The sequence below is a fragment of the Leptospira johnsonii genome (genome assembly GCF_003112675.1).
GTDB lineage: Bacteria > Spirochaetota > Leptospiria > Leptospirales > Leptospiraceae > Leptospira_B > Leptospira_B johnsonii.
The window spans coordinates 755,503-774,465 of the sequence record NZ_BFAY01000011.1; the positions used below are offsets into that span (position 1 = coordinate 755,503).

Annotated in this window: 24 protein-coding genes; 16 read left to right on the forward strand and 8 right to left on the reverse strand. The window is 41.2% G+C overall.

Annotated features, from left to right (window positions below):
* The first annotated feature begins 10 nt into the window (after positions 1 to 10).
* Complete coding sequence (locus tag LPTSP_RS12480; protein WP_108929055.1) at positions 11 to 946, forward strand: cation diffusion facilitator family transporter; 936 nt, start codon at positions 11 to 13, stop codon at positions 944 to 946.
* Here the strand turns inward: LPTSP_RS12480 and LPTSP_RS12485 are convergent, their stop codons facing one another.
* The gene (locus LPTSP_RS12485) at positions 947 to 2,908 is read right to left on the reverse strand and encodes a methyl-accepting chemotaxis protein (protein WP_108929056.1); all 1,962 of its coding nucleotides are present in this window, start codon (positions 2,906 to 2,908) and stop codon (positions 947 to 949) included.
* A gap of 299 nt (positions 2,909 to 3,207) precedes the next feature.
* Here LPTSP_RS12485 and LPTSP_RS19105 point away from each other — a divergent pair, with 299 nt between their 5' ends.
* From LPTSP_RS19105 to LPTSP_RS12510, 6 genes are all read left to right on the forward strand, one after another.
* Positions 3,208 to 3,357, forward strand: coding sequence for a hypothetical protein (locus tag LPTSP_RS19105; protein WP_008594055.1), 150 nt, complete (start codon positions 3,208 to 3,210; stop codon positions 3,355 to 3,357).
* Positions 3,358 to 3,470: 113 nt separating this feature from the next.
* Complete coding sequence (gene queD, locus LPTSP_RS12490; RefSeq protein ID WP_108929057.1) at positions 3,471 to 3,848, forward strand: 6-carboxytetrahydropterin synthase QueD; 378 nt, start codon at positions 3,471 to 3,473, stop codon at positions 3,846 to 3,848.
* Between the two features lie 3 nt (positions 3,849 to 3,851).
* Positions 3,852 to 4,559 (forward strand): 7-cyano-7-deazaguanine synthase QueC, encoded by a 708-nt coding sequence (gene queC / locus LPTSP_RS12495; protein ID WP_108929058.1) that lies wholly within the window; start codon positions 3,852 to 3,854, stop codon positions 4,557 to 4,559.
* A gap of 65 nt (positions 4,560 to 4,624) precedes the next feature.
* Positions 4,625 to 4,906: an NAD(P) transhydrogenase subunit alpha part 2 gene (locus tag LPTSP_RS12500; protein ID WP_108929059.1), complete on the forward strand. Its 282-nt coding sequence runs from the start codon at positions 4,625 to 4,627 to the stop codon at positions 4,904 to 4,906.
* A gap of 7 nt (positions 4,907 to 4,913) precedes the next feature.
* Positions 4,914 to 6,323, forward strand: coding sequence for an NAD(P)(+) transhydrogenase (Re/Si-specific) subunit beta (locus LPTSP_RS12505; RefSeq protein ID WP_108929060.1), 1,410 nt, complete (start codon positions 4,914 to 4,916; stop codon positions 6,321 to 6,323).
* 81 nt (positions 6,324 to 6,404) lie between these two features.
* Positions 6,405 to 6,830 (forward strand): YbaN family protein, encoded by a 426-nt coding sequence (locus LPTSP_RS12510; RefSeq protein WP_108929901.1) that lies wholly within the window; start codon positions 6,405 to 6,407, stop codon positions 6,828 to 6,830.
* On the opposite strand, the gene LPTSP_RS12515 is transcribed toward LPTSP_RS12510, so the two are convergent.
* From LPTSP_RS12515 to LPTSP_RS12525, 3 genes are all read right to left on the reverse strand, one after another.
* Entirely contained in the window at positions 6,831 to 7,934 is a 1,104-nt protein-coding gene (locus tag LPTSP_RS12515; RefSeq protein ID WP_108929061.1) for a tetratricopeptide repeat protein, read from the reverse strand.
* Positions 7,931 to 8,335 carry an LIC10301 family lipoprotein gene (locus LPTSP_RS12520; protein ID WP_245915562.1) on the reverse strand — a complete coding sequence of 135 codons (405 nt, stop codon included), beginning with the start codon at positions 8,333 to 8,335 and terminating at the stop codon, positions 7,931 to 7,933. The genes LPTSP_RS12515 and LPTSP_RS12520 overlap by 4 nt, the downstream gene beginning before the upstream one ends.
* 99 nt (positions 8,336 to 8,434) lie before the next feature.
* A complete protein-coding gene (locus LPTSP_RS12525) occupies positions 8,435 to 8,725 on the reverse strand; it encodes an STAS domain-containing protein (RefSeq protein ID WP_167396434.1) in 291 nt (96 codons plus the stop codon).
* Positions 8,726 to 8,834: 109 nt separating this feature from the next.
* Here LPTSP_RS12525 and flgB point away from each other — a divergent pair, with 109 nt between their 5' ends.
* From flgB to LPTSP_RS12550, 5 genes are all read left to right on the forward strand, one after another.
* Positions 8,835 to 9,266, forward strand: a complete 432-nt coding sequence (flgB, locus tag LPTSP_RS12530) for a flagellar basal body rod protein FlgB (RefSeq protein WP_100767186.1) — start codon at positions 8,835 to 8,837, stop codon at positions 9,264 to 9,266.
* A 37-nt stretch (positions 9,267 to 9,303) separates the two neighbouring features.
* Positions 9,304 to 9,765, forward strand: a complete 462-nt coding sequence (flgC, locus tag LPTSP_RS12535) for a flagellar basal body rod protein FlgC (RefSeq protein ID WP_020769017.1) — start codon at positions 9,304 to 9,306, stop codon at positions 9,763 to 9,765.
* Positions 9,766 to 9,777: 12 nt separating this feature from the next.
* A complete protein-coding gene (gene fliE, locus LPTSP_RS12540) occupies positions 9,778 to 10,158 on the forward strand; it encodes a flagellar hook-basal body complex protein FliE (RefSeq protein WP_100767184.1) in 381 nt (126 codons plus the stop codon).
* 55 nt (positions 10,159 to 10,213) lie between these two features.
* On the forward strand, positions 10,214 to 11,287 hold the full coding sequence (locus LPTSP_RS12545; RefSeq protein WP_108929064.1) for a helix-turn-helix domain-containing protein: 1,074 nt from the start codon (positions 10,214 to 10,216) through the stop codon (positions 11,285 to 11,287).
* A 62-nt stretch (positions 11,288 to 11,349) separates the two neighbouring features.
* Entirely contained in the window at positions 11,350 to 11,766 is a 417-nt protein-coding gene (locus LPTSP_RS12550) for a DUF4345 family protein (RefSeq protein WP_174704460.1), read from the forward strand.
* A 73-nt stretch (positions 11,767 to 11,839) separates the two neighbouring features.
* Here the strand turns inward: LPTSP_RS12550 and LPTSP_RS12555 are convergent, their stop codons facing one another.
* A complete protein-coding gene (locus tag LPTSP_RS12555; protein WP_108929066.1) occupies positions 11,840 to 13,513 on the reverse strand; it encodes a P83/100 family protein in 1,674 nt (557 codons plus the stop codon).
* A gap of 157 nt (positions 13,514 to 13,670) precedes the next feature.
* Between LPTSP_RS12555 and serC the strand changes: the two genes are divergently transcribed.
* The 4 genes from serC to LPTSP_RS12575 all read left to right on the forward strand — a co-directional run bounded on the left by serC (position 13,671) and on the right by LPTSP_RS12575 (position 17,775).
* Positions 13,671 to 14,762, forward strand: a complete 1,092-nt coding sequence (serC, locus tag LPTSP_RS12560) for a 3-phosphoserine/phosphohydroxythreonine transaminase (protein WP_108929902.1) — start codon at positions 13,671 to 13,673, stop codon at positions 14,760 to 14,762.
* 18 nt (positions 14,763 to 14,780) lie between these two features.
* Positions 14,781 to 15,356 carry a hypothetical protein gene (locus LPTSP_RS12565; protein ID WP_108929067.1) on the forward strand — a complete coding sequence of 192 codons (576 nt, stop codon included), beginning with the start codon at positions 14,781 to 14,783 and terminating at the stop codon, positions 15,354 to 15,356.
* A 79-nt stretch (positions 15,357 to 15,435) separates the two neighbouring features.
* On the forward strand, positions 15,436 to 15,870 hold the full coding sequence (gene rpiB / locus LPTSP_RS12570; RefSeq protein ID WP_108929068.1) for a ribose 5-phosphate isomerase B: 435 nt from the start codon (positions 15,436 to 15,438) through the stop codon (positions 15,868 to 15,870).
* A 24-nt stretch (positions 15,871 to 15,894) separates the two neighbouring features.
* Positions 15,895 to 17,775: a hypothetical protein gene (locus LPTSP_RS12575; RefSeq protein WP_108929069.1), complete on the forward strand. Its 1,881-nt coding sequence runs from the start codon at positions 15,895 to 15,897 to the stop codon at positions 17,773 to 17,775.
* Here the strand turns inward: LPTSP_RS12575 and LPTSP_RS12580 are convergent.
* Genes LPTSP_RS12580 through LPTSP_RS12590 form a run of 3 tightly spaced genes read right to left on the reverse strand, consistent with a single transcriptional unit; the run spans position 17,737 to position 18,946 of the window.
* The gene (locus tag LPTSP_RS12580; protein WP_108929070.1) at positions 17,737 to 18,153 is read right to left on the reverse strand and encodes a hypothetical protein; all 417 of its coding nucleotides are present in this window, start codon (positions 18,151 to 18,153) and stop codon (positions 17,737 to 17,739) included. The two genes, LPTSP_RS12575 and LPTSP_RS12580, sit on opposite strands and share 39 nt — an antisense overlap.
* Complete coding sequence (locus LPTSP_RS12585) at positions 18,150 to 18,353, reverse strand: hypothetical protein (protein ID WP_036089237.1); 204 nt, start codon at positions 18,351 to 18,353, stop codon at positions 18,150 to 18,152. The genes LPTSP_RS12580 and LPTSP_RS12585 overlap by 4 nt, the downstream gene beginning before the upstream one ends.
* Positions 18,353 to 18,946 carry a tetratricopeptide repeat protein gene (locus LPTSP_RS12590; RefSeq protein ID WP_108929071.1) on the reverse strand — a complete coding sequence of 198 codons (594 nt, stop codon included), beginning with the start codon at positions 18,944 to 18,946 and terminating at the stop codon, positions 18,353 to 18,355. The genes LPTSP_RS12585 and LPTSP_RS12590 overlap by 1 nt, the downstream gene beginning before the upstream one ends.
* Between the last annotated feature and the right edge of the window lie 17 nt (positions 18,947 to 18,963).

The window sequence follows — 18,963 nt, forward strand, 5'->3', positions numbered from 1 at the left end:
TTTTAGAACCATGCACGGGCATCATCATCACTCCCACGATGATCATCATGGACACTCGCATTCCGGCGATCCTCATTCGACTTCTATGCCCGAAAACTCTCGTGCATTCTTCTTCGCATTTCTTTTAAACTTCGGATTTGCTGGGATCGAATTTGTAGGTGGATATTTTTTTGATAGTTTAGCTATTCTTTCGGACTCACTGCATGATCTGGGAGACAGCGGTTTCCTAGCTCTTGCATGGATCTTTCAAAAGATCGCGGCAAAACCAAGGACCCAAACTTTCACATTCGGCTACAGAAGACTCAGCCTTTCTGCTGCATTAGTAAATTCTTTTGTTCTATTCTTAGGATCTTTCGGGATCTTATTCTTTGCTGTTTCCAAATTGAAAGAACCGGGTTCCCCAAACGGTTGGGGAATGTTAGGACTTTCTATATTAGGTGTGATCGTAAACGGAGCAGCTTTATTCAAATTAAAGAATAGTTCCGGCTTAAATGCAAAGACCGCGTTCCTTCATCTTCTGGAAGATGTACTTGGATGGGTTGCAGTATTCTTCGGCAGTATCGCTTTGATCTTATTCGGTTGGTCTTGGGTGGACCCGGTCTTATCCATCGTAATCTCTCTTTGGGTTGGGATCCAATCCTTCCGCAATTTAAGAAAGATCTTATTACTACACTTACAATCTTCTCCCGAAGGGATCGATACAAAAGAATTAGAAAATCGGATCTTAAAATTGAAAGGAGTTCTCTCCGTTCATGACCTTCATCTTTGGTCTATGGATGGAGATTATCATGTTCTCACACTTCATGTGGGTGTTCAGGAAACTTCTATCGCACAAGCTCAGAAGTTAAAGGAGAAGATCCGTAATATCACCAAAGAATTCCATATCCCTCATGCAACCGTGGAAGTAGAACCTGCAGGCGCAGAATGTCCTTACCAGGAATGCTGATCAATGGATCCTAAATGAATCGACTAAATCCCTAAGCCTATTTGTTTGCGAATTCATTTCGGAAGCCCTAGCTTTCAAAGTTTTTGCCGACCCGTTCGACTCCTCGACTGACTCATTGATCCGATATACTTTGGATGCTATTTCTTGCAATGCGCTCTTTTGTTCGTTCGTACTCGCGTTGATCGACATCGATCTTTCTTTTATCGCAATTATAGATTCTTCCAGTTTATCCTTAATTTTCAATTCCTCTGGAAGAAGAAGAATCATTTCATTCAATCCTGAAAAAATAGAATCGACCCCGGAAGTGATTACCCTCCAGGAATTTACAGAAGTACCCACTGCAACCTTGCCTGCCTTAGCCTCTTCCGAATTATTTGCCACTATTTTCCGTATTTCTAATATACTTTGAGAAGTCTGATCGGCTAATTTCGTTATTTCGGAAGCGACCACGGCGAACCCTCTCCCAGCTTCTCCGGCCCTTGCGGATTCTATGGATGCGTTAAGCGCAAGCAATTCCACTTTTTCCGCAATTTCATTTATAATATCCACAATTTTTCCGATTTTGTCCGAACTGTTGGAAATACCCTCGATCGTCTTTACAAGGAAACTTAGATCCGATTCACTTTCGTTTGCGACTTGTTTCATACTTTCCGTTGCGGTTTTAACAATTTGAATCCCGTTCGAGATTTTTTCGATGAGGATCGATAGCTCACCGGCTTTCTCAGTTAGAAGAGATAAACTTTCGATCTCTTGTTCAACCGTGCCAGTTACGAATTCCGAAGAGGACGCAATTTCTTCTGTGGTAGCGCTCAACTCTTGGATCGAGGAAAAATTATCGGTAGAAGTTTTTTCTAAAGAATCGGAAACGGACATATTCAAATCGGCTATCTCCCTTAATCCTTCCGTAACTTTGATTACATCAGTTAAGACCAATCGAATTCTTTCGACGAAGGTATTAAAACTTACCGCTATTTCTCCGAATTCCGCGCCGGCATTCTCATCCAATCGTTGAGTTAGATCCCCTTTTCCTACAGCGATACCTTCCATCCTTTTTACGACTTTCCTGATCTGGGAAGATACTTTGGATAAAGTGATCGCTAGTCCAATAGCAGGGATTGAAAGCAAAACGAAAATGAAGGCGAGTATGGAATAATTGCGGACCTTCAAACCGCTTATTCGTTTTACTAAACCTGCCTGTAGAGAGCTGGAAGCTGCCTTGTATAGTTCTTCCGTGTTTAAGGAATTTTTATACAATTCTTCGGATAGAAGTCGCCTATAATCATTTGAATCGTTTACATTAGATATCAGCTCGTTTAATTTCTCCAATCCAATCTTAAAATTCGAATAAGGAACTTGAAGGTGTTCTTTATATTCCGGACTGGATTCAAGTATCACCGAAAGCCCTCTATCCATGCCAGAAATAGTCTCAGTTAAGACTCCGGATTTAGCGACAAGACGGACTTGGAAACTTTCGAATTTAGTTCCCCGTTCCTGATTCAGTCGCTCGATCTCTTCCAGCAATTTATAAAGCATAGGGATACGTATGAGTACGATGTCCATTAAGTAGTACGTATCCAAATCCGGATCTAATATAAGATTCGAGATATCTCCGATATGATTATTCAATTTTAAAAGATTGGAGATTTGTTTTTCCGACAATTCGGACGTTCCATTATCGGGGAATTCCTTTCTGGATGATTCCCAAGAAGACGCTAACCCCTCTTTCAGTTCCGAATTCTTGTAATCGTGATCAAAAGTTGCAATCCTATCGGACCAATCGGTTTTTTGATCCTTCCAAAGGCGCATTACGCTTCTTAATAAATGAACGCCGGATAATTCCTTTTCCGCGAACTCGATCCGGATGTTTTGCTCTGAAACTAAAAAATAAATTATGAATGGGTAAGGGAGGGAAAGAAATGCGGATAAAAATAAAAGCCTTTGCCAGATTTTCCAATTTTTCATTTTTCCCCGCTGCGAACATTTTTTAACTCTTTGGATTGATTATGACGAGGCAAAAGATCTAAATTAACGATTCCTAGGGTTGAAAATTATCAATACTTACGATATTCAGCTTTTGGTTGAAGAAATCTATCCCTTATCGGCTCTTTACGAACGTAAACTTTCCCCTCCCCGATCGGAAGCATCTAGGACATAATTGTATTTCATTTTGACCTGATAAGCTGGAACTCATTTTAATTCGGCACTTTTAGAACAAACCTTCTCTACTTGACAGCCCGGAAACGACCCGGATTTTGGTTGGTATGAACCAAAAAACAGCTAAACTTCTCAAAAAATACGCGGAAGCAAAAGGTATTAACGAGAAACAGATTAAACGTGAATGGCTGGTATTAAACGAATTTCAGAAGGACCAAAAAAAACAGGAAATCCTGAAAGAACTGGTTAAAAAGTAATCGCTACTGAGCCTTCTTAAGACCGACTTCGATAGTCGGTCCATGTATTCCCGGATCGGTACTCCGAAACCGGGCTTTCATTTTTCAGAATCAACCATTCGTCCAACATCTAAATGGAAGAAATAGAACTTACCAAAGAATTTCGTTTCGATGCCGCTCATTTCCTTCCGAATGTTCCGGAAGGTCATAAGTGCAGAAGGATGCACGGGCATAGCTTTCGATTCAAATTACATCTCAAAGGTAAGGTGGACGAAAAAACTGGTTGGTTGATGGACTTCGCAGAAGTTAGTAAGGTTGTAAAACCTTTGCTCGAAAACTATCTGGATCATTATCTTCTGAATGAAATAGAGGATTTAGAAAATCCAACCAGCGAGAATATCAGCATCTGGTTGTGGAAAAAACTAAAACCTCAACTTCCCCTTTTATACAAGATCACATTAAACGAAACCTGCACTAGTGCCTGCGTTTATAGCGGACCATCCGAGAAATAAAAGATGAGTTCGCCCTCTAAGTCGAACAGCGTTCGAACAAAATCTCATTCTAAAAATCCGAAAGCAGTCGTTCTTTTCTCAGGCGGCTTGGACTCCACTACTTGTTTGTACCAAGCCATCCAAGATGGTTACTCTCCTATCGCTCTTTCCTTCGATTATAATCAAAAACACAAACAAGAACTGAAATCAGCTAAAAAGATCGCAAAACTTTTAGATATGCCTCATCTCATCCAAAAATTGAATCCTGAATTTTTCCAAGGTTCTTCTCTTACAGAAAGGAAGATCAAGGTCCCGAAAAATTCTCTGGGGCATTCCGAGATCCCAAACACTTATGTTCCCGGAAGGAATATTTTGTTTTTATCTTTCGGAGTTTCTTTGGCAGAAGGTATCGGAGCCCAAAGACTCTATATTGGTGTGAATGCTTTGGATTATTCCGGTTATCCGGATTGCAGACCTGAATTTATCAAAGCGTATTCGGACGCGATCCGTCTAGGGACCAAAACAGGATCAGAAGGTCATCCTCTTGAGATCTGCACGCCTTTGCAGTTCTTAGACAAAAAAGAGATCGTGTTATTGGGCTCTAAATTAGGTGTTCCATTTTCCATGACTCATTCTTGCTATGATCCCGTCGGAGGCAAACCCTGCGGAAAATGCGACTCCTGCTTGCTTCGAAAAAAGGGTTTTCAGGAAGCAGGCGTCCCGGAAAAGTGAACGAACAGATTTTAAGGCATCGGTTTTGAGGAATTTTCTCCTGACGCCGTCCATAGGAAGCTAATATGGAACAGTTCGTAAGCTACCTGACGATATTTTTAATCGCAGTGTTCGTAGGAATCGAGGTCATCAACCGTATTCCTCCTCTTTTACATACCCCTCTTATGTCAGGCTCTAATGCCATTTCAGGGATCACAGTCATCGGAGCAATTCTGACTCTTCATACTACAAATCATTGGATTATTCAAGTATTAGGATTTCTTGCAATTGTTGCGGCAACCGTCAACGTGATCGGAGGGTTTGTAGTAACTCACCGCATGTTGGGAATGTTCAAGAAAAAGGATTAAACCATAAATGGAAAAAGCGTATATCAACCTCATTTATCTTGTTTCAAGTATCCTTTTTATCATTGGATTAAAGTTACTTTCTCATCCTAAAACTGCAGTAAAAGGAAACTTCACCGGAGCACTCGGTATGTTCCTAGCTATTGTAGGTGTATTCTTCGAATACGGAACCATTACCCAAAACGATATCATCATTATCGGTGCTGGACTCCTAGTAGGAACTGCAATCGGAACTTTTATCGCTCTTAAAGTAGAAATGACCGGAATGCCTCAGCTCGTGGCGCTTCTGAACGGACTCGGAGGACTTGCTTCCTTCTTAGTCGGTGGAAACTCCTTGATGGAGATCCTACAACCAGGTCATGATACTAAACAACTTGCAGATCTTCAATTTACCATCTCTACTGCAGCAACCGGTATTATCGGAGCAGTGACTCTTACAGGAAGTTTGATCGCTTTCGGAAAACTGCAAGGTCTGATCTCTGAAAAAGCGGTTCGTTACTTCGGAGACCAGATCGTAAAAATCCTATTTTTGATCGGTGCGCTTTACTTAGGTTATTTGAACGTAACCGAGCCTACTAAGATTGATTGGTACTGGTACATCGTATTAGTAGCTTCTGTCCTCGGAGTTCTGTTAGTAATTCCTATCGGTGGAGCGGATATGCCTGTGGTAATTGCTCTTCTTAACTCTTATTCCGGACTTGCAGCTTCCGCTACCGGATTCGTTTTAGGAAACAACGTATTGATCATCTCAGGATCTCTTGTAGGAGCTTCCGGTATCCTTCTTACTCAGATCATGTGTAAGGCAATGAACCGTTCTCTTCCGAACGTTCTTTTCGGTGGAATTGGAGCAGCTACTTCTTCCGCTGATTCCGGGGACATCTATGCCGGAAAAACAAAATCTACTTCCGCAGAAGAAGTGGCAATGTTACTGGATATGGCTCAAAGAGTGGTTATCGTTCCAGGTTACGGAATGGCAGTTGCTCAAGCACAGCACGCGGTTCGAGAACTTTACAACCAATTAACCGATAGAGGTATCGAAGTTGAATTTGCGATCCATCCGGTTGCAGGAAGGATGCCAGGTCACATGAACGTTCTATTAGCAGAAGCTGATATTCCTTACGACAAAATGAAGGAAATGGACGAGATCAATCCTACTTTTAACACTGTAGACGTAGTAATTATCAACGGTGCAAACGACGTGGTAAACCCTCTGGCAAAAACAGATCCGGGTTCTCCTATCGCTGGAATGCCGATCCTAGATGTGGACAAAGCAAAAACCATTATCGTGATCAAACGTTCTTTAAGCCCGGGATTTGCAGGAGTTCCTAACCCACTCTTCATCCAAGAAAACTGTCTAATGTATTTCCAAGATGGTAAAAAAGCCACCCAAGAAATCGTGACTGCACTTAAGGATATCTAAGAAGAATTTTCCGAAAAATAGCGGAAATGATTCTTGCAAAAGGGAGGCTATGGCCTCCCTTTTTTTATTAGGAGCATTCCATTGGCCGAACAAAAGGATTATAGCCACGAAGTAAAACTTCATAGATATGGATTCGTTCGTTATTTGTTGATCATAATAGGGACCATATCCCTAATTCTGGGAATTATTGGGATCTTTACGCCAGTTCTGCCCACTACTCCATTCTTACTTCTAACAGCAGCTTGTTATGCAAGAGCCTCTCAAAAGTTCTATAACTGGCTGATGAACAATAAATATTTCGGAAGTTTTATACGTGATTGGAGGATCCACAAAGCGATTCCCCTGAAAGCAAAGATCATCTCTGTCTCTACGATTGTGATCACTATGACTGTCAGCGCAATATTTGCACCGATCCTGCAAGTTAGGATCGGAATGGCTGTGATCGGTATATGCGTAATCTATTATATTCTTCGCTTTCCTACTAAAAAAGAAGAAGTGGCCGAATAATCAGTTATTGTACGGGGAACGAGAAGGAAGCATATGATATACTTTCGAATCGTTTTCTCTCAGAAGTTCCGCTGTATCCAAAGCTTCTTGGATCTTTAATTTTTTTTCGGGTTCTTCCAACATCCAAGAAGCCACGAAAGATTCCAACCTTCTGTAATCCTTAATAAAGACCAGAGACCTGAGATAGTTAATCCTATCTTCTTCTGAAAGGATCTTGGAACCCGAAATTACAGAATACACATTTGCAGAAGCCCTATAATTCGAAGTATGAAAGTAAGCATGGGCCAAAAATCTTTTTTCGTTAAAAGGAAGATCCGGGAACTGGTTATAAAGTTTGATCGCCTTGCGAAAATTTTTATCTATATCCATCGCTAGTCTTGCGTAGATATAAGCGAATTCTCTGTGAACAAAACCTTCTTTTGCAAATTCCTTACATTGAGCAAGTGCGTCCGCTTTGTTGCCCAAAAGAAAATTCACTTTTAATAATATCAGTTTTAAGTTTCTGTAATTTGGTTTGAGTTCTATTCCTTTCTCAGCTTCTGCTTTTGCTTTTAGATATTGTCCTGTTTCAAAATAAGCTAGGGCCATATTCAATCTGTAAAAGGGATTATAATTTGCAAGTTCTACCGCTTTTTGGAAATAGGAGACGGAAGATTCCCATTTACCTCTTCTTACAAAGATCATTCCAAGAAGATAATAGGATGGATCGTGACTTGGATTGATCTCGACCGCTTTCAAAAGTGATTTTTTGGACTGGGGATATCTTCCGATTACATACAAATACGCGCCGTTCAGATAATGATATTCTAAACAGTCGGGATCCAATTTTTTCAAACGTTCTATATTAGCCTGAGCGCGAGCCAAAGCATTGGATCTTAATAGATTGATGGTCTCCGTATTCAAAGCCAAGATCAGGTATTTTCTTCTGGAAACTTCGCTTTGGTCGGTTGGTTGAGGAGGAAGAGGCAACTCCCCTTCCGGAGAAGGGGCAAGTATTGACTGGTTTTCGTCGGAAGTTTCGGTTTCCTTAGATCCTAAGCCGACTCCGAACAGGAGTATAGAACCTAGGAGTAGCGCAGAAATATTCTTCCGAAAAAAGGTCATTCGGGGGCAGGGCCTAACTTTTTATAAATTTCCGTATTGTTCAGATCCGGATTAAACAGTTCCAGAGTTTCCTTATTCGCTTTTTTCACGATATAACGAATATCGAATCCAAGATTCAAAAACCTAAATATAAGCTCAGGCTCTCTGGACTTGGTTTCTTTTTCATAAAACTCGTATTCGATTCTTCGTTGGTTTTCAGGATCTTCTGGATTTTGGTAGATCGCAAGTCCCGGTCTATAGATAGAAAGTTTAGCAGCCTTGCCTGGCTCTGAATTTTTACACTGTCCGTCTGCAGAGCAAACGGAAGTTCTTTCCCATAAACCTAAGATTCTCTCCTCTAGAGGAGGTTGACAGCCTATGAGTAAGGATAAGACCGCTAGGGAAAAAAGAATTTTTTTCATGGAAGCCAAGCTATACCGCGTAGTATGGATGTCCAGGGAATTCCCGAAGCTTCTGAACTTAGAGGCGACGGGTATTGTAAGCGGCTTCGAGCTTGCGACTTACATCCGCTGAAAGTATTCGTCGATTTTAAGCACTTCGAAAGTTTTCATCAAATCTGGATGAATCTCTCTTATATCGATCTCAATACCTTCTAATTTAGCGTTTTTGCAGAACCAAACCAGAGAACTGATAGAAATGGAATTCATCACGGGAATTTTACCTAGATCCAAGACGATTTTAGCCGGTTTTTTGGCGATCGCGTCCATCAACTGGTTTCGAAATGCATAATAATCGTTAAATAGGGCAGTCAGCTCGGGCTGGATCTCTATAATCTCCGAATTTTCACCCATTTTCGATTTGAGTCCTTTTTTGGCCTTTTCCGAGAAATTTTCGGCCAGATTTCTTTTTTTATCTTTGGGAATTTCGAAATTCAACCGAAATTTTATTCGGGAGAGCTTTATGTTCCAAAAAACACATTTCATGAAGACTCAGGACTTGTTAGAGAAAGGAATGAACGCCGCCTCTATGAAAAGAAAAGTCCTAGCAGACAATATCGCAAATGCGGATGTTCCCCATTTTAAAAGAAGTGAAGTACTTTTCGAATCAATGATCAAAAGAGCCTTGGAATCGGAAAAGATAGAAGCTTCTAAAGCGATCCCTACCAGGATCGAAGACGAACGTCATATTTCCTTTTTTACTCCATTAGATTATAAATCCGTAAAGCCTAAGGCAAACATAGATTATCTGACCACAGTCAGAGCCGATGGAAATAACGTGGATCCTGAGAAAGAAGTAATGGAAGCTTCCAATTCTCAAATGCAATACATGATGATGGTCGAAAGACTGAACGCGAACTTCCGAGATTTGAAGAACGTAATGAGGTTGGCTTAATCTCAATAGAGACATAGCTGAGATTTAGAGGAAGAAGATGGGACTATTTAGCGCAGTTAATATCTCCGCCACCGGACTTTCGGCACAAAGACTTCGGATGGATGTGATCGGGAACAATATCGCGAACGCAACCACTACCAGAAATACGAATGGAGACGGACCTTTCCGCAGGGACAGAGTGATCCTAACTCCTGTAAATTTGAGAACCCGCTGGAAAAGTCCTGTTTATCCTTTTGGTCTTTCTCCCGGAGAAGGTAAAGGCGTGAAGGTAATGAAAATCGAGAAGGATATGAGTCCTTTAAGATTAACTTATGATCCTACCCATCCCGACGCGATCCAGATCGGACCTAAAAAAGGCTATGTAGAAATGCCGAACGTAAATATAGTCACCGAAATGACGGACATGATCTCTGCTTCCAGATCGTACGAGGCAAACGTCCAGATGATCAACGGATCTAAGGCAATGTTCAATAAGGCCTTAGAGATCGGAAGAGCTTAATAGGAGAGAAGAATGAACGTAGATTTTAATTCCAAACTTTGGTACACCTATAACTCAGGATATTCCGATTCTCGTTATCCTCTTTCTCCTAAAGGAGACAAGGTTTCCGTAAAGATAGAAGACCAACGTCATTACGGAGATGTAAAAGAGCCTGTGGCTCCTGATTACGTTGCAGAAAGTTTTTCAGAAGCGATGAGAAACGCGTTCAAATCCGTAAACGAACTCCAGGTAGAAGCGGACGAACTCACTCAAAAAATGGTATATGATCCGAACAGTGTGGACGCTCACGAAGTAATGGTCGCTTCTGAAAAAGCAAGAGTGGCGCTTACATTTACTAAAACTCTAGCGGATGGTGTGGTAAGAGCTTATAGAGATCTTACTTCCATGAGATAATTTTTCTAATTCGAATTTCGATTCGACTAATCTATTCCTAAAATACAATAAGACCATGTCTGAATTATTCGGATGGTTTTCGGACGGGATGATCCTCTTCGGAGGATTTCTTTCGTTTTTGCTAGCAATCGGAGAATTCCCTTCCGAGAGAAAACATAGATTCCAGGTTTTACTCTCTCTTACTCTAGTCTCTTTAGGATTCATGCAGCTTTCCGGCTCTCTGGTCCTAAATCCAAATGCAGGTCGGGATCTGAACCTAAAACTTTGGAACCTACCTTTATTATATCTTCCTCCTGCTTTTGCTTTTTTAACTCTCCTAGCTTTTTCGGAAGAAGATTTCAGATATAAGTCGATGCATCTTCTCTTCTTTCTTCCATTCTCACTCTGTTTGGGAGCGGTTTCATTTTTCAGAATAACGGAATATCCGGGACCTTCTTCCGATATCTATTGGAGTATGAATGATCCGATTTCTGGAATGGGAATCCTCTATTTAGGAGCAGGGATTTTTTCTCTAACTTTTGTTATTCCGATCTTTAAGATACTTCCCCAAATTTCGGAACTCAAGTTTAAGATCTTATTCGGGATATTTGCATTAGATTGTCTGATTGTTTCACTTTTGGGGATCGTCGGTTTGATCTTTCATCCTATCTTTCTGAAACTTGCGCTGATAACTGTGACCCTTGCAGTCTCACTTGTATATTATATCCGCAGGAAATATTTCGATTTTCCTGAAACTGTTCGCTCCGATCTGGCAAAGGTGAAGTATTCCAGGACCAGATTAGAAGGTTTAGAAGTCGAATCCATATTAGAAAAGCTGAACCTTCTATTTGAGTCCGAAAAGATCCATCGTAGGGAAGATCTGTCGTTGGCAGAACTCGCAAAAGAATTGTCCCTAACTACCCACCAATTTTCGGAACTGATCAATAATAAGATCGGAAAAGGATATTTTTCGCTTATCAACCACCATCGGATAGAAGATGCAAAAAAGTTACTTTCTGAAACGGACAAGACGGTTTTGGAGATCGCAATGACTGTCGGATTTAATAACCGTTCTTCTTTTAATGAGGCTTTTCTAAAACTTACTCAAAAAACTCCGATCTCTTACAGAAAAATGTGTAAGCCTTTATAACGCCGGACGACCGGCTTCCGGAAAAAGTGTATCTTATAGTCATCCCAAACGAGAGGACAAAGATGCAAACTCACTCTATTTCAGATCAAACAGGTTCACTTATAGGTTGGATCACTAAAATTTTTCTGGCCTTAAACTTGGCGGTTTATGCAGGATTTACTGTAGCCTTCCTTCTATTTCCGGTTCCGTTAGCGAACGCGATCGGATATACGATCCATTCCAGCGGGGCTCTTGCCGATTTCAGGGCAATGTATTCCGGTTTATGTTTCGGGGTCGGGCTTTTAGTATATTATGGTTTAATAAAGCCGGAGTTCAAAACCCAGGGCATTTTTATTTCCGTTGCAAGTGCGGCAGGATTGTTTTTTGCGAGATTGTACACACTGTTTTTAGACGGCCCAGGAAACGAATACATCTACTTAAGTATGGCTACTGAAATTGTTTCCGTATTCTTGGGGGCTTGGCTTCTAAGAAAAAATTAAGGTGAACGGACCTTCTCCGGAAATAAAAAAGGCGGGTCCAAGCCCGCCTTTTCTTTTTAAGCAAATATCGATCTTAAGGTTTGATCTTCTTGATCAATTTCAGATCCGCTTTGCCGAATACTGCGATTTCCGTTTTTCCGGAACCTTCTTCTTTGCCGGTGACGTAAATTTTTTCACCAAAGAAGGTCACGTTAGAGTTCGGGCTGATCTCTTCTTCGCTTCCAGCAGTTTTCTTTAAACCTTTATCGTAACGGCTTAAATAGTATTTTCCGTTTCTTTCCTCAAAGGCGTAGATCTCGTCTCCTTTAACGATCATTGGAGAGCGCCAGAATACCGAATCCGCTGACCAAACAGCAGGCTTTAAAGTCTCTTGATCGATCAGTATAAGTTTATGGGCCGCAGAGTGATCAGACTCGTAACCTACTACAAGCGCTTTTCCATCCACTACTTCGAATGTGCGTCCACAGATCTTATTGAAATCACCTTTGAAGATCGTATCGTCTTTAGTAGGATCTAACGCGTGAAGTTCGTTGCTATAATGTCCATCTGAAGTGTATTTTAAGGTTTTTAGGAACAGAATTTTTCCTCCGACAACGTTCTTGTCGAAATCTTCTTTTTTCTTCTGTTCTTCTTTAACTGTTTCCAGTTCCTTTTTAGTTTCTTTCAGCTCTTGTTTGAGTTCCTCTTTGGACTTATTATCGTCGGACTTAGCTTCTGATTTCTTTGAGTCTCCGGAAGAAGAACTTTTGGAATCGGAAGAAGATGAGGAAGACTTGGAATCCGATTTACGTGATTCTTCTTTCTTGGCGATATCCTTCTCTTTGTCCTTTAATTGTTGCTCTTCTTTTTTGGCCTTTTGTTGTTCTTGCTGGGCCTGTTTACGTTCTTCTTGTTTTTGAGTGATCTTTTGTTTGTTCTTAACAGGATCTTTATTCAGTTCCTGGATCTCTCTTTCGGCGTTCCTTTCTTTATTGGAAGCTTCTTCTTGTTTTCGTCTATTCTCTTCTTTTTTGTCCTGGAGTTTGCGTTTCTCTTCTTCAGCCTTATCGTTCTGAAGGTCGTTCATTCTTTTTTTATCGTCTTGACCTTCTTTCTTTTTGTCCAGGTCCTTGTTGACTTCTTTCTCCAGCTCGTCCGTATCCAGATCTTTTCCGTCATCGGAAAGAACGTTAAATACTATCGGGATCACGATCTGGGTTTTTCCAGGCCATTCCGTATAACGTCTGCCGATACCGATTTTGTCGTTTTGAGCGTTTTTCACAACTTCGGTATTATACTTACGTTTGAGATAATCTGCGCCCTTACGATGGATCGCGTTGTAATAAAGTATATAAGTCGCTAATGTATCAGAGTTAGCTTCTGAATATCCGAAGTTCGCTTTCACATATCCGGAAAGGATCCTTTGGATAGAGTTAATATGTCCGTAGTCTGCGTCTTTACCGATGCTGATCAGATCGGCTCCGAATTTTTTTTCTTTCTCATCGGGAAGAATACGGATTGCAGTGATACCATCTGCGGAAGCAGGAGACTTAGGATCCTTTTTTAATGCTTCAGAGATCCCGGCGCCAGTTCTGGCATTACTTCCTTTTGTCTCTTCGTCTGCTCTTGCAGCAGATCGATTGACGAAGTTCACTTTTCCGGAAGAACGAACTTCCTTTTCTCCAAGTTTAGGCCCTTCTTGGGCGAAGATCGGAAAGCTAAAACTTCCGAGGAAGATTAGAAATACGGCCAGTCGAATCCGTGACATTATGGAACTCCTTAGAAAAACGAATACCCCCAAACGGGGAGAGACGATTCGCTATCTTACGATTTTAGATAGGACTCTGCCAAGGATTTTTCAATTCTTCCCGAATGTTGGAACAGTAAGAAGTTGCCTCCCGAGACCAGATTTTTACCCTAACCTCATGAGCAAATTTGAGCGCCGAATCTATAATTTTTGCGCGGGTCCTGCGATGCTTCCTACTCCAGTAATGGAGAAGGCCGCTTCCGAGTTTCTGAACTACCGCGGGTCCGGTATGTCCATCATGGAAGACAGTCATAGGGGAAAACTTTTTGAAGAAGTCCTAGACACCTCTCTTTCCTTGCTCAGAGAATTATTATCTGTTCCGGAAAATTACGAAATTATGTTTCTTTCCGGAGGAGCGAGCCTTCACTTCTCCGCCCTACCCTTGAACCTTCTAAAAGAAGGAGAATCCGCCGACTTTGCAGTCACAGGTATCTGGGCAAAGAAGGCAATGGAAGAAGCTCTTAGATTCAACCCCGTCAAAAAGATCTACGACGGAGAAGATCATAAGTATACCGAGTCTCCTGAACTGAATGACTCCATGGTAAATCCTGGAGCAGGATACGTGTATATTACTTCTAATAATACTTTATTAGGAACTCGTTATGCAACTATTCCGAATATCACTAAGGCTCCCCTTATCGCGGATATGACTTCCGAAATTCTTTCTAGAAAAATAGACGTGAGTAAGTTCGGTGCGATATTTGCGGGGGCACAAAAGAATATCGGACCTTCCGGTTTAAGCGTTCTTATTATCCGCAAGGATCTGCTTGGACGTTCCGGTAGAACGGTCCCTATATTGATGGATTATGCGCTTACTGCAAAAAACAAATCCATGTACAATACTCCTCCTACATATTCCATCTACATGGCTAAACTTGTATTTGAATGGCTGAAAGATCTAGGCGGAGTGGAGAAGATCGAAAAAATCAATGAAGAGAAGGCCAAAATCTTATACGATTATTTGGATACAACTTCCTTCTATAATGCTCCGGTAAAACCGAATTCAAGATCCGTAATGAATGTAGTCTTTACTCTGCAGGACAAAAATTTAGAATCTAAGTTTTTAGCAGGAGCAGAAGAAAAAGGACTCCATGGTCTGGAAGGGCATAGACTAGTCGGTGGCTTAAGAGCTTCTATCTATAATTCCATGCCTAAAGAAGGTGTAATTGCCTTAGTGGAATATATGAAGGAATTCGAGAAGAAGGTTTAGATCTTCGAAAAGAATAGAATGAAATACATTCTTCCGATCCTAATATTTCTTTGCGTGGATATCTTACAGATGTCCGCTTCTCCTTTATTCTTTCCTACAAAACTGAAAATAGGTCATTGCTTATCCCAAGGCGGGGGCTCCAAAGAGCTAAAGGAATTTTATACTTCTAAACTTTCTCCCGAAGAAAGAACAAAGATCGCCGAAAATCTTGCCTTACAAGAAGCCAAATCCGCATACCAAAGTTTGGAATGTATTCGTATGTCCGGATTGACCAAGGAAGAAAAAGAGATCTTACTTTCCGACCACTCCCGTCATAGAGAGACAAAAGAGCTTATGTTTTCTTATTACGAAAACTTTTTGCTCTCGGACGAAAAGACCATTCGTCTATCCGCTTTTGAAGAGAAAAACCTACGTAGCTTTCTAGAAGCCAAAAAAGAACTTTTAGCAAGGCTGCACCAGGCTGAGTACCAATCCTTAACCGAAAAGCTTCTTCCATTATCCACTTTCCAAAACACCTATATGGCCCTCTTCTTCCAACATTGGGAATTCTACCAGACTGCGCCCGATTTTCTGAAAGAAGGACTGTTCGATTAAGATTCTTTTCCTTATTTTCCGATCCTTGCTGTAAATTGCTTGAATCGGAGAATTCTCGTAGGTACGGTACCTTTAGAACATGAAAAAAATTGGCATCGCTTCCGATCACGGCGGATTCGAACTCAAAGAATACCTTCGTAAAGAATTGGCGGACTCGATTGAGATCCTGGACTTAGGCACAAAAGACGAGACCTCCGTGGATTATCCTTTAGTAATTGCAGAAGCCTGCAAAAAAGTACTCTCTAAAGAAGTGGATGGACTAATCGCACTTTGTGGGACAGGGATCGGAGCTTCAATCGCTGCAAATCGCCATAAGGGGATCAGAGCTGCTCTTTGCCATGACGAGTTCACTGCAGAAATGTCTCGTCGTCATAACAATGCAAACGTATTGGTATTAGGCGGAAGAGTTTTAGGCAAAGACCTGGCAGCTCGCATCACTCAGAAATGGCTGAACACTTCTTTCGAAGCTGGACGTCATGAAAGAAGAGTGGGTCAGTTAGACACCATCGTTTAAATAACGGAAAATACCTTTTTAAGAATGCGAAACAAGATCCTTTATCCGGTCTATCTTTTAGGTTTGGTCGGTCTTGTTTCCTTTTTCTCCGGCTCCATCTCAGCCGAATCCAATTCATTCTCTTTAAGTGCGTTCGTTCTCAAATATGTTCGTTTGGGAAGTACCGAAAACGGAGCCCCTAAATTAGAATTAAGCCCCCGCGATCGTAAAGAAGGTTCCGATCTATTTTTAGATTTTGAAGAAAAGGAAGCCTCAGACCTAAACGATAAGTCAGGCGGTTACAGAATATTATCTTCTTCTTATCTTCCTGATTCAGCCAAGGCACATTCCGGAAAAAGGTCCGCAGGTTTCGTGGGCAAAAGATCCGGGATCAAGGTTTCTGGAAAAACAAAAGGGATACTTACAAGTCCGGATATAAAAGAAGAATTTTATATCTCCTTCTTCCTATTACCTGGAAACTTAGACAAGGAAGCCGTCCTACTTTCCAAAGACTTGTACACAAGAGGGAAAAAATTCGGTTGGGACCTCAGGATCAAAGACGAGATACCAATATTAGAATTTCGTAATTTCTTTCAAAAAGAGGATAAAACCCATCTATCTCTGAAGCTCGCAGGAAACTCCAGGCTTTCCAGATCGGATTGGAATCATTTTATCATCCATTTGAAACCTGCTCAAAGAGAGATCGTATTATATATCAACGGAAAAGAAACCGACAGGGCATCCGTCTCTTCCAAGGAACCTATTATCCGGATCGGATTCCATCCGGAAGACAGCACACCATTCAAGATCGGAGAAAGTTTTTACGGATGGCTGGACGACTTTTTAGTCTCCAAAGGGAGTCCGGATCCTGAGGTCTTATCCACTCAGTACGATGGGCAAAAATACGATCCTTCTTCCTTTACAGCGGATGCAAAATTCGGGACCGCAATTTCCCCTGTTTATAAAACCAAATTTTCCAACTCTTTACCGGAAGCAGTATTATTAAAAGCGAATGTACCTAAATCTTCCGTGCTTGAACTATATTTCAGATCCTCCCCTAAGATTTTTTCCAAAACGGAAGAATACCCCGCATGGAGATCCATCGATCTGAGAAAGATAGAAGAAGAATTCAAAGAAGATGACCCATACAGAGAAACGGAAGAAGAAAGTTCTCCAAAAGGAAAATCCTCCAGTTATCGAATTCCACTAGATAAGGTTTGGGGAAACAAACTCTCTTATTTCAAATATTACCAGGTAAAAGTAAAATTTAAGACCGATTCAGGTTCTAAGTCTAGCCCTGAATTAGAAGCATTAACTTTTTCTTATAGAGAGACCGTGCCTCCAGTCAGACCTGCCGGTTTAAAAATAGTGAATTTCGACGATTACGACCCTGAAGCCGGTGGGCCTAGAGTTTGCCTGAGTTGGACCCAAAACCCGGAAAGGAATGTGCAACAAAAAGGCGGCTATGTGATTCATTACGGGGTCGGCCCGAATCGGATGGTTGGGATCTTAAAAGGCACCAGCAAAGAATTAGAAAAAGGGAAAATGCCGGTATTGCTCACTAAAGGAAAGACCAAACATCCAATGAGCGAGTATTTGGATCCTATCTTGGGCGATGATTCCACTTGTCCTAAAAGAAACGACATGAGTGGCCCTAAACTTTGTCAGTGTATAGACAATCGACTCATCTCTTTGAACGCAGAAAAACCGGAAGAGACTGATGACGAAGACGAAAGTCCCAAGTCCAAAAAGAAAAAGAAGAAACCTCGTAAAGATCCTTACGACAAAAAACTTTTATTCTTCCAAAAGGGATTAACGTATTATTTCAAAGTTGCTGCTTATAACTCTGTTTACGATCTGGAGAACGGCCCGGACCAACTCAGTCCTTTAAGCGACCCCGTCGAGGTCTATTTCTTGAGCGAGTAGTATCTTTACTAGATTCTGCTCTTTCCATTTAGTGTCCGTACACAAGATCCCATCCAGATCCGCCAAAGAAGCGGTCGCAATTTCGAGCCATTCTTTCCATTCCAGATTTTTAGAGGAAGAAAGTCGTATCGCAAGTGAGATTTCTTCCTTTCTGACAGGAAGAAAATCCAAGAACAGATTTTTAGATTGGGTCCAGATGATCTCTCTTGTTAAAGGATCCGATTCTTTTGCAAGAATGGAATCTAAACTAGGGAGAGCTAGTACGAAGATATGATTTTTTTTAGTAAGTGATTCGATCGCATTCGATACGAAACGACGAGAGGCGGAATTTCCAAGCACCAATTCCCTAAAACAATCGGAAGAAACTAATAATTTCAAACTTTTGCTTCCGGATAAATTTTAGACAATTCTCTCAACGCTTCCAATCTTTGATAAGAATCGGATTTAAAAACTTCGTTCCTAAAACAAGAGCGAAGCAACTCGGAAGCGGAGAGGTCTCTTTTTTCCGCTTCGGTCCTTAATAATTCGAATTCTTCCTCTGTGAGGAGCATCTGAAATCTTCTTTCAACACGGGCCATTACTCCTCTTCTTTCAGTTCCTTTTCGTTTTTCAAGTAGGTTCCGTAATAAATTTGAGAATCTAGTATCTGACCCAGGCTTTCGTAAATCGCCCCGATATTATAATTTGCCTGATTCAAACGAAAATCATGCTTAAAAGACTTCTTAAATAGCTGGATCGCACGATCTTCCCTGCCCGCATACCATTCCGACATGGCCCATAAAAAGGTCCATTTTCCCAAATCAGGATCTCTTGGACTTACCTTTCCTAAATATCCCACATTCTCTTCGAAAAGGCTTGCGGCTCTCAGATAATTATCCCTGATCCTTCTAACCTTCTCCATTCTAGAAAACACTTCTTCTGAATGACCAGGAAGCTCCAAGTCGGCTCTCCAAAAAAGTGCCCGGGCAAGATAGAGTTTATATACCAACTCGTTCGGATTCTTTTTGACATATTCTTCGAGGAAGGGAAGACTCTCCGCTTCTTTTCCACTTTGGTGAAGAAGTAAAACTTTTTGTTTTGCAGCCTTATTCCATTCCCTTCTATTTTCTTCTTGAGAATATGAAGAAGATAAACTTACATAAAACAGAATGATATAACAGAAGGCACGCATTTCAGATTAGATCTTAT

Coding starts and splice junctions, on each gene's coding strand:
- queD (WP_108929057.1), top strand. CDS start 3,471: ATGGAAGAAATAGAACTTACCAAAGAATTTCGTTTCGATGCCGCTCAT.
- LPTSP_RS12575 (WP_108929069.1), top strand. CDS start 15,895: ATGCGAAACAAGATCCTTTATCCGGTCTATCTTTTAGGTTTGGTCGGT.
- LPTSP_RS12485 (WP_108929056.1), bottom strand. CDS start 2,908: ATGAAAAATTGGAAAATCTGGCAAAGGCTTTTATTTTTATCCGCATTT.
- LPTSP_RS12585 (WP_036089237.1), bottom strand. CDS start 18,353: ATGGCCCGTGTTGAAAGAAGATTTCAGATGCTCCTCACAGAGGAAGAA.
- serC (WP_108929902.1), top strand. CDS start 13,671: ATGAGCAAATTTGAGCGCCGAATCTATAATTTTTGCGCGGGTCCTGCG.
- LPTSP_RS12500 (WP_108929059.1), top strand. CDS start 4,625: ATGGAACAGTTCGTAAGCTACCTGACGATATTTTTAATCGCAGTGTTC.
- queC (WP_108929058.1), top strand. CDS start 3,852: ATGAGTTCGCCCTCTAAGTCGAACAGCGTTCGAACAAAATCTCATTCT.
- LPTSP_RS12555 (WP_108929066.1), bottom strand. CDS start 13,513: ATGTCACGGATTCGACTGGCCGTATTTCTAATCTTCCTCGGAAGTTTT.
- flgB (WP_100767186.1), top strand. CDS start 8,835: ATGTTCCAAAAAACACATTTCATGAAGACTCAGGACTTGTTAGAGAAA.
- LPTSP_RS12505 (WP_108929060.1), top strand. CDS start 4,914: ATGGAAAAAGCGTATATCAACCTCATTTATCTTGTTTCAAGTATCCTT.
- rpiB (WP_108929068.1), top strand. CDS start 15,436: ATGAAAAAAATTGGCATCGCTTCCGATCACGGCGGATTCGAACTCAAA.
- flgC (WP_020769017.1), top strand. CDS start 9,304: ATGGGACTATTTAGCGCAGTTAATATCTCCGCCACCGGACTTTCGGCA.
- LPTSP_RS12525 (WP_167396434.1), bottom strand. CDS start 8,725: ATGGGTGAAAATTCGGAGATTATAGAGATCCAGCCCGAGCTGACTGCC.
- LPTSP_RS12545 (WP_108929064.1), top strand. CDS start 10,214: ATGTCTGAATTATTCGGATGGTTTTCGGACGGGATGATCCTCTTCGGA.
- LPTSP_RS12480 (WP_108929055.1), top strand. CDS start 11: ATGCACGGGCATCATCATCACTCCCACGATGATCATCATGGACACTCG.
- LPTSP_RS19105 (WP_008594055.1), top strand. CDS start 3,208: ATGAACCAAAAAACAGCTAAACTTCTCAAAAAATACGCGGAAGCAAAA.
- LPTSP_RS12550 (WP_174704460.1), top strand. CDS start 11,350: ATGCAAACTCACTCTATTTCAGATCAAACAGGTTCACTTATAGGTTGG.
- LPTSP_RS12515 (WP_108929061.1), bottom strand. CDS start 7,934: ATGACCTTTTTTCGGAAGAATATTTCTGCGCTACTCCTAGGTTCTATA.
- fliE (WP_100767184.1), top strand. CDS start 9,778: ATGAACGTAGATTTTAATTCCAAACTTTGGTACACCTATAACTCAGGA.
- LPTSP_RS12565 (WP_108929067.1), top strand. CDS start 14,781: ATGAAATACATTCTTCCGATCCTAATATTTCTTTGCGTGGATATCTTA.
- LPTSP_RS12590 (WP_108929071.1), bottom strand. CDS start 18,946: ATGCGTGCCTTCTGTTATATCATTCTGTTTTATGTAAGTTTATCTTCT.
- LPTSP_RS12520 (WP_245915562.1), bottom strand. CDS start 8,335: ATGAAAAAAATTCTTTTTTCCCTAGCGGTCTTATCCTTACTCATAGGC.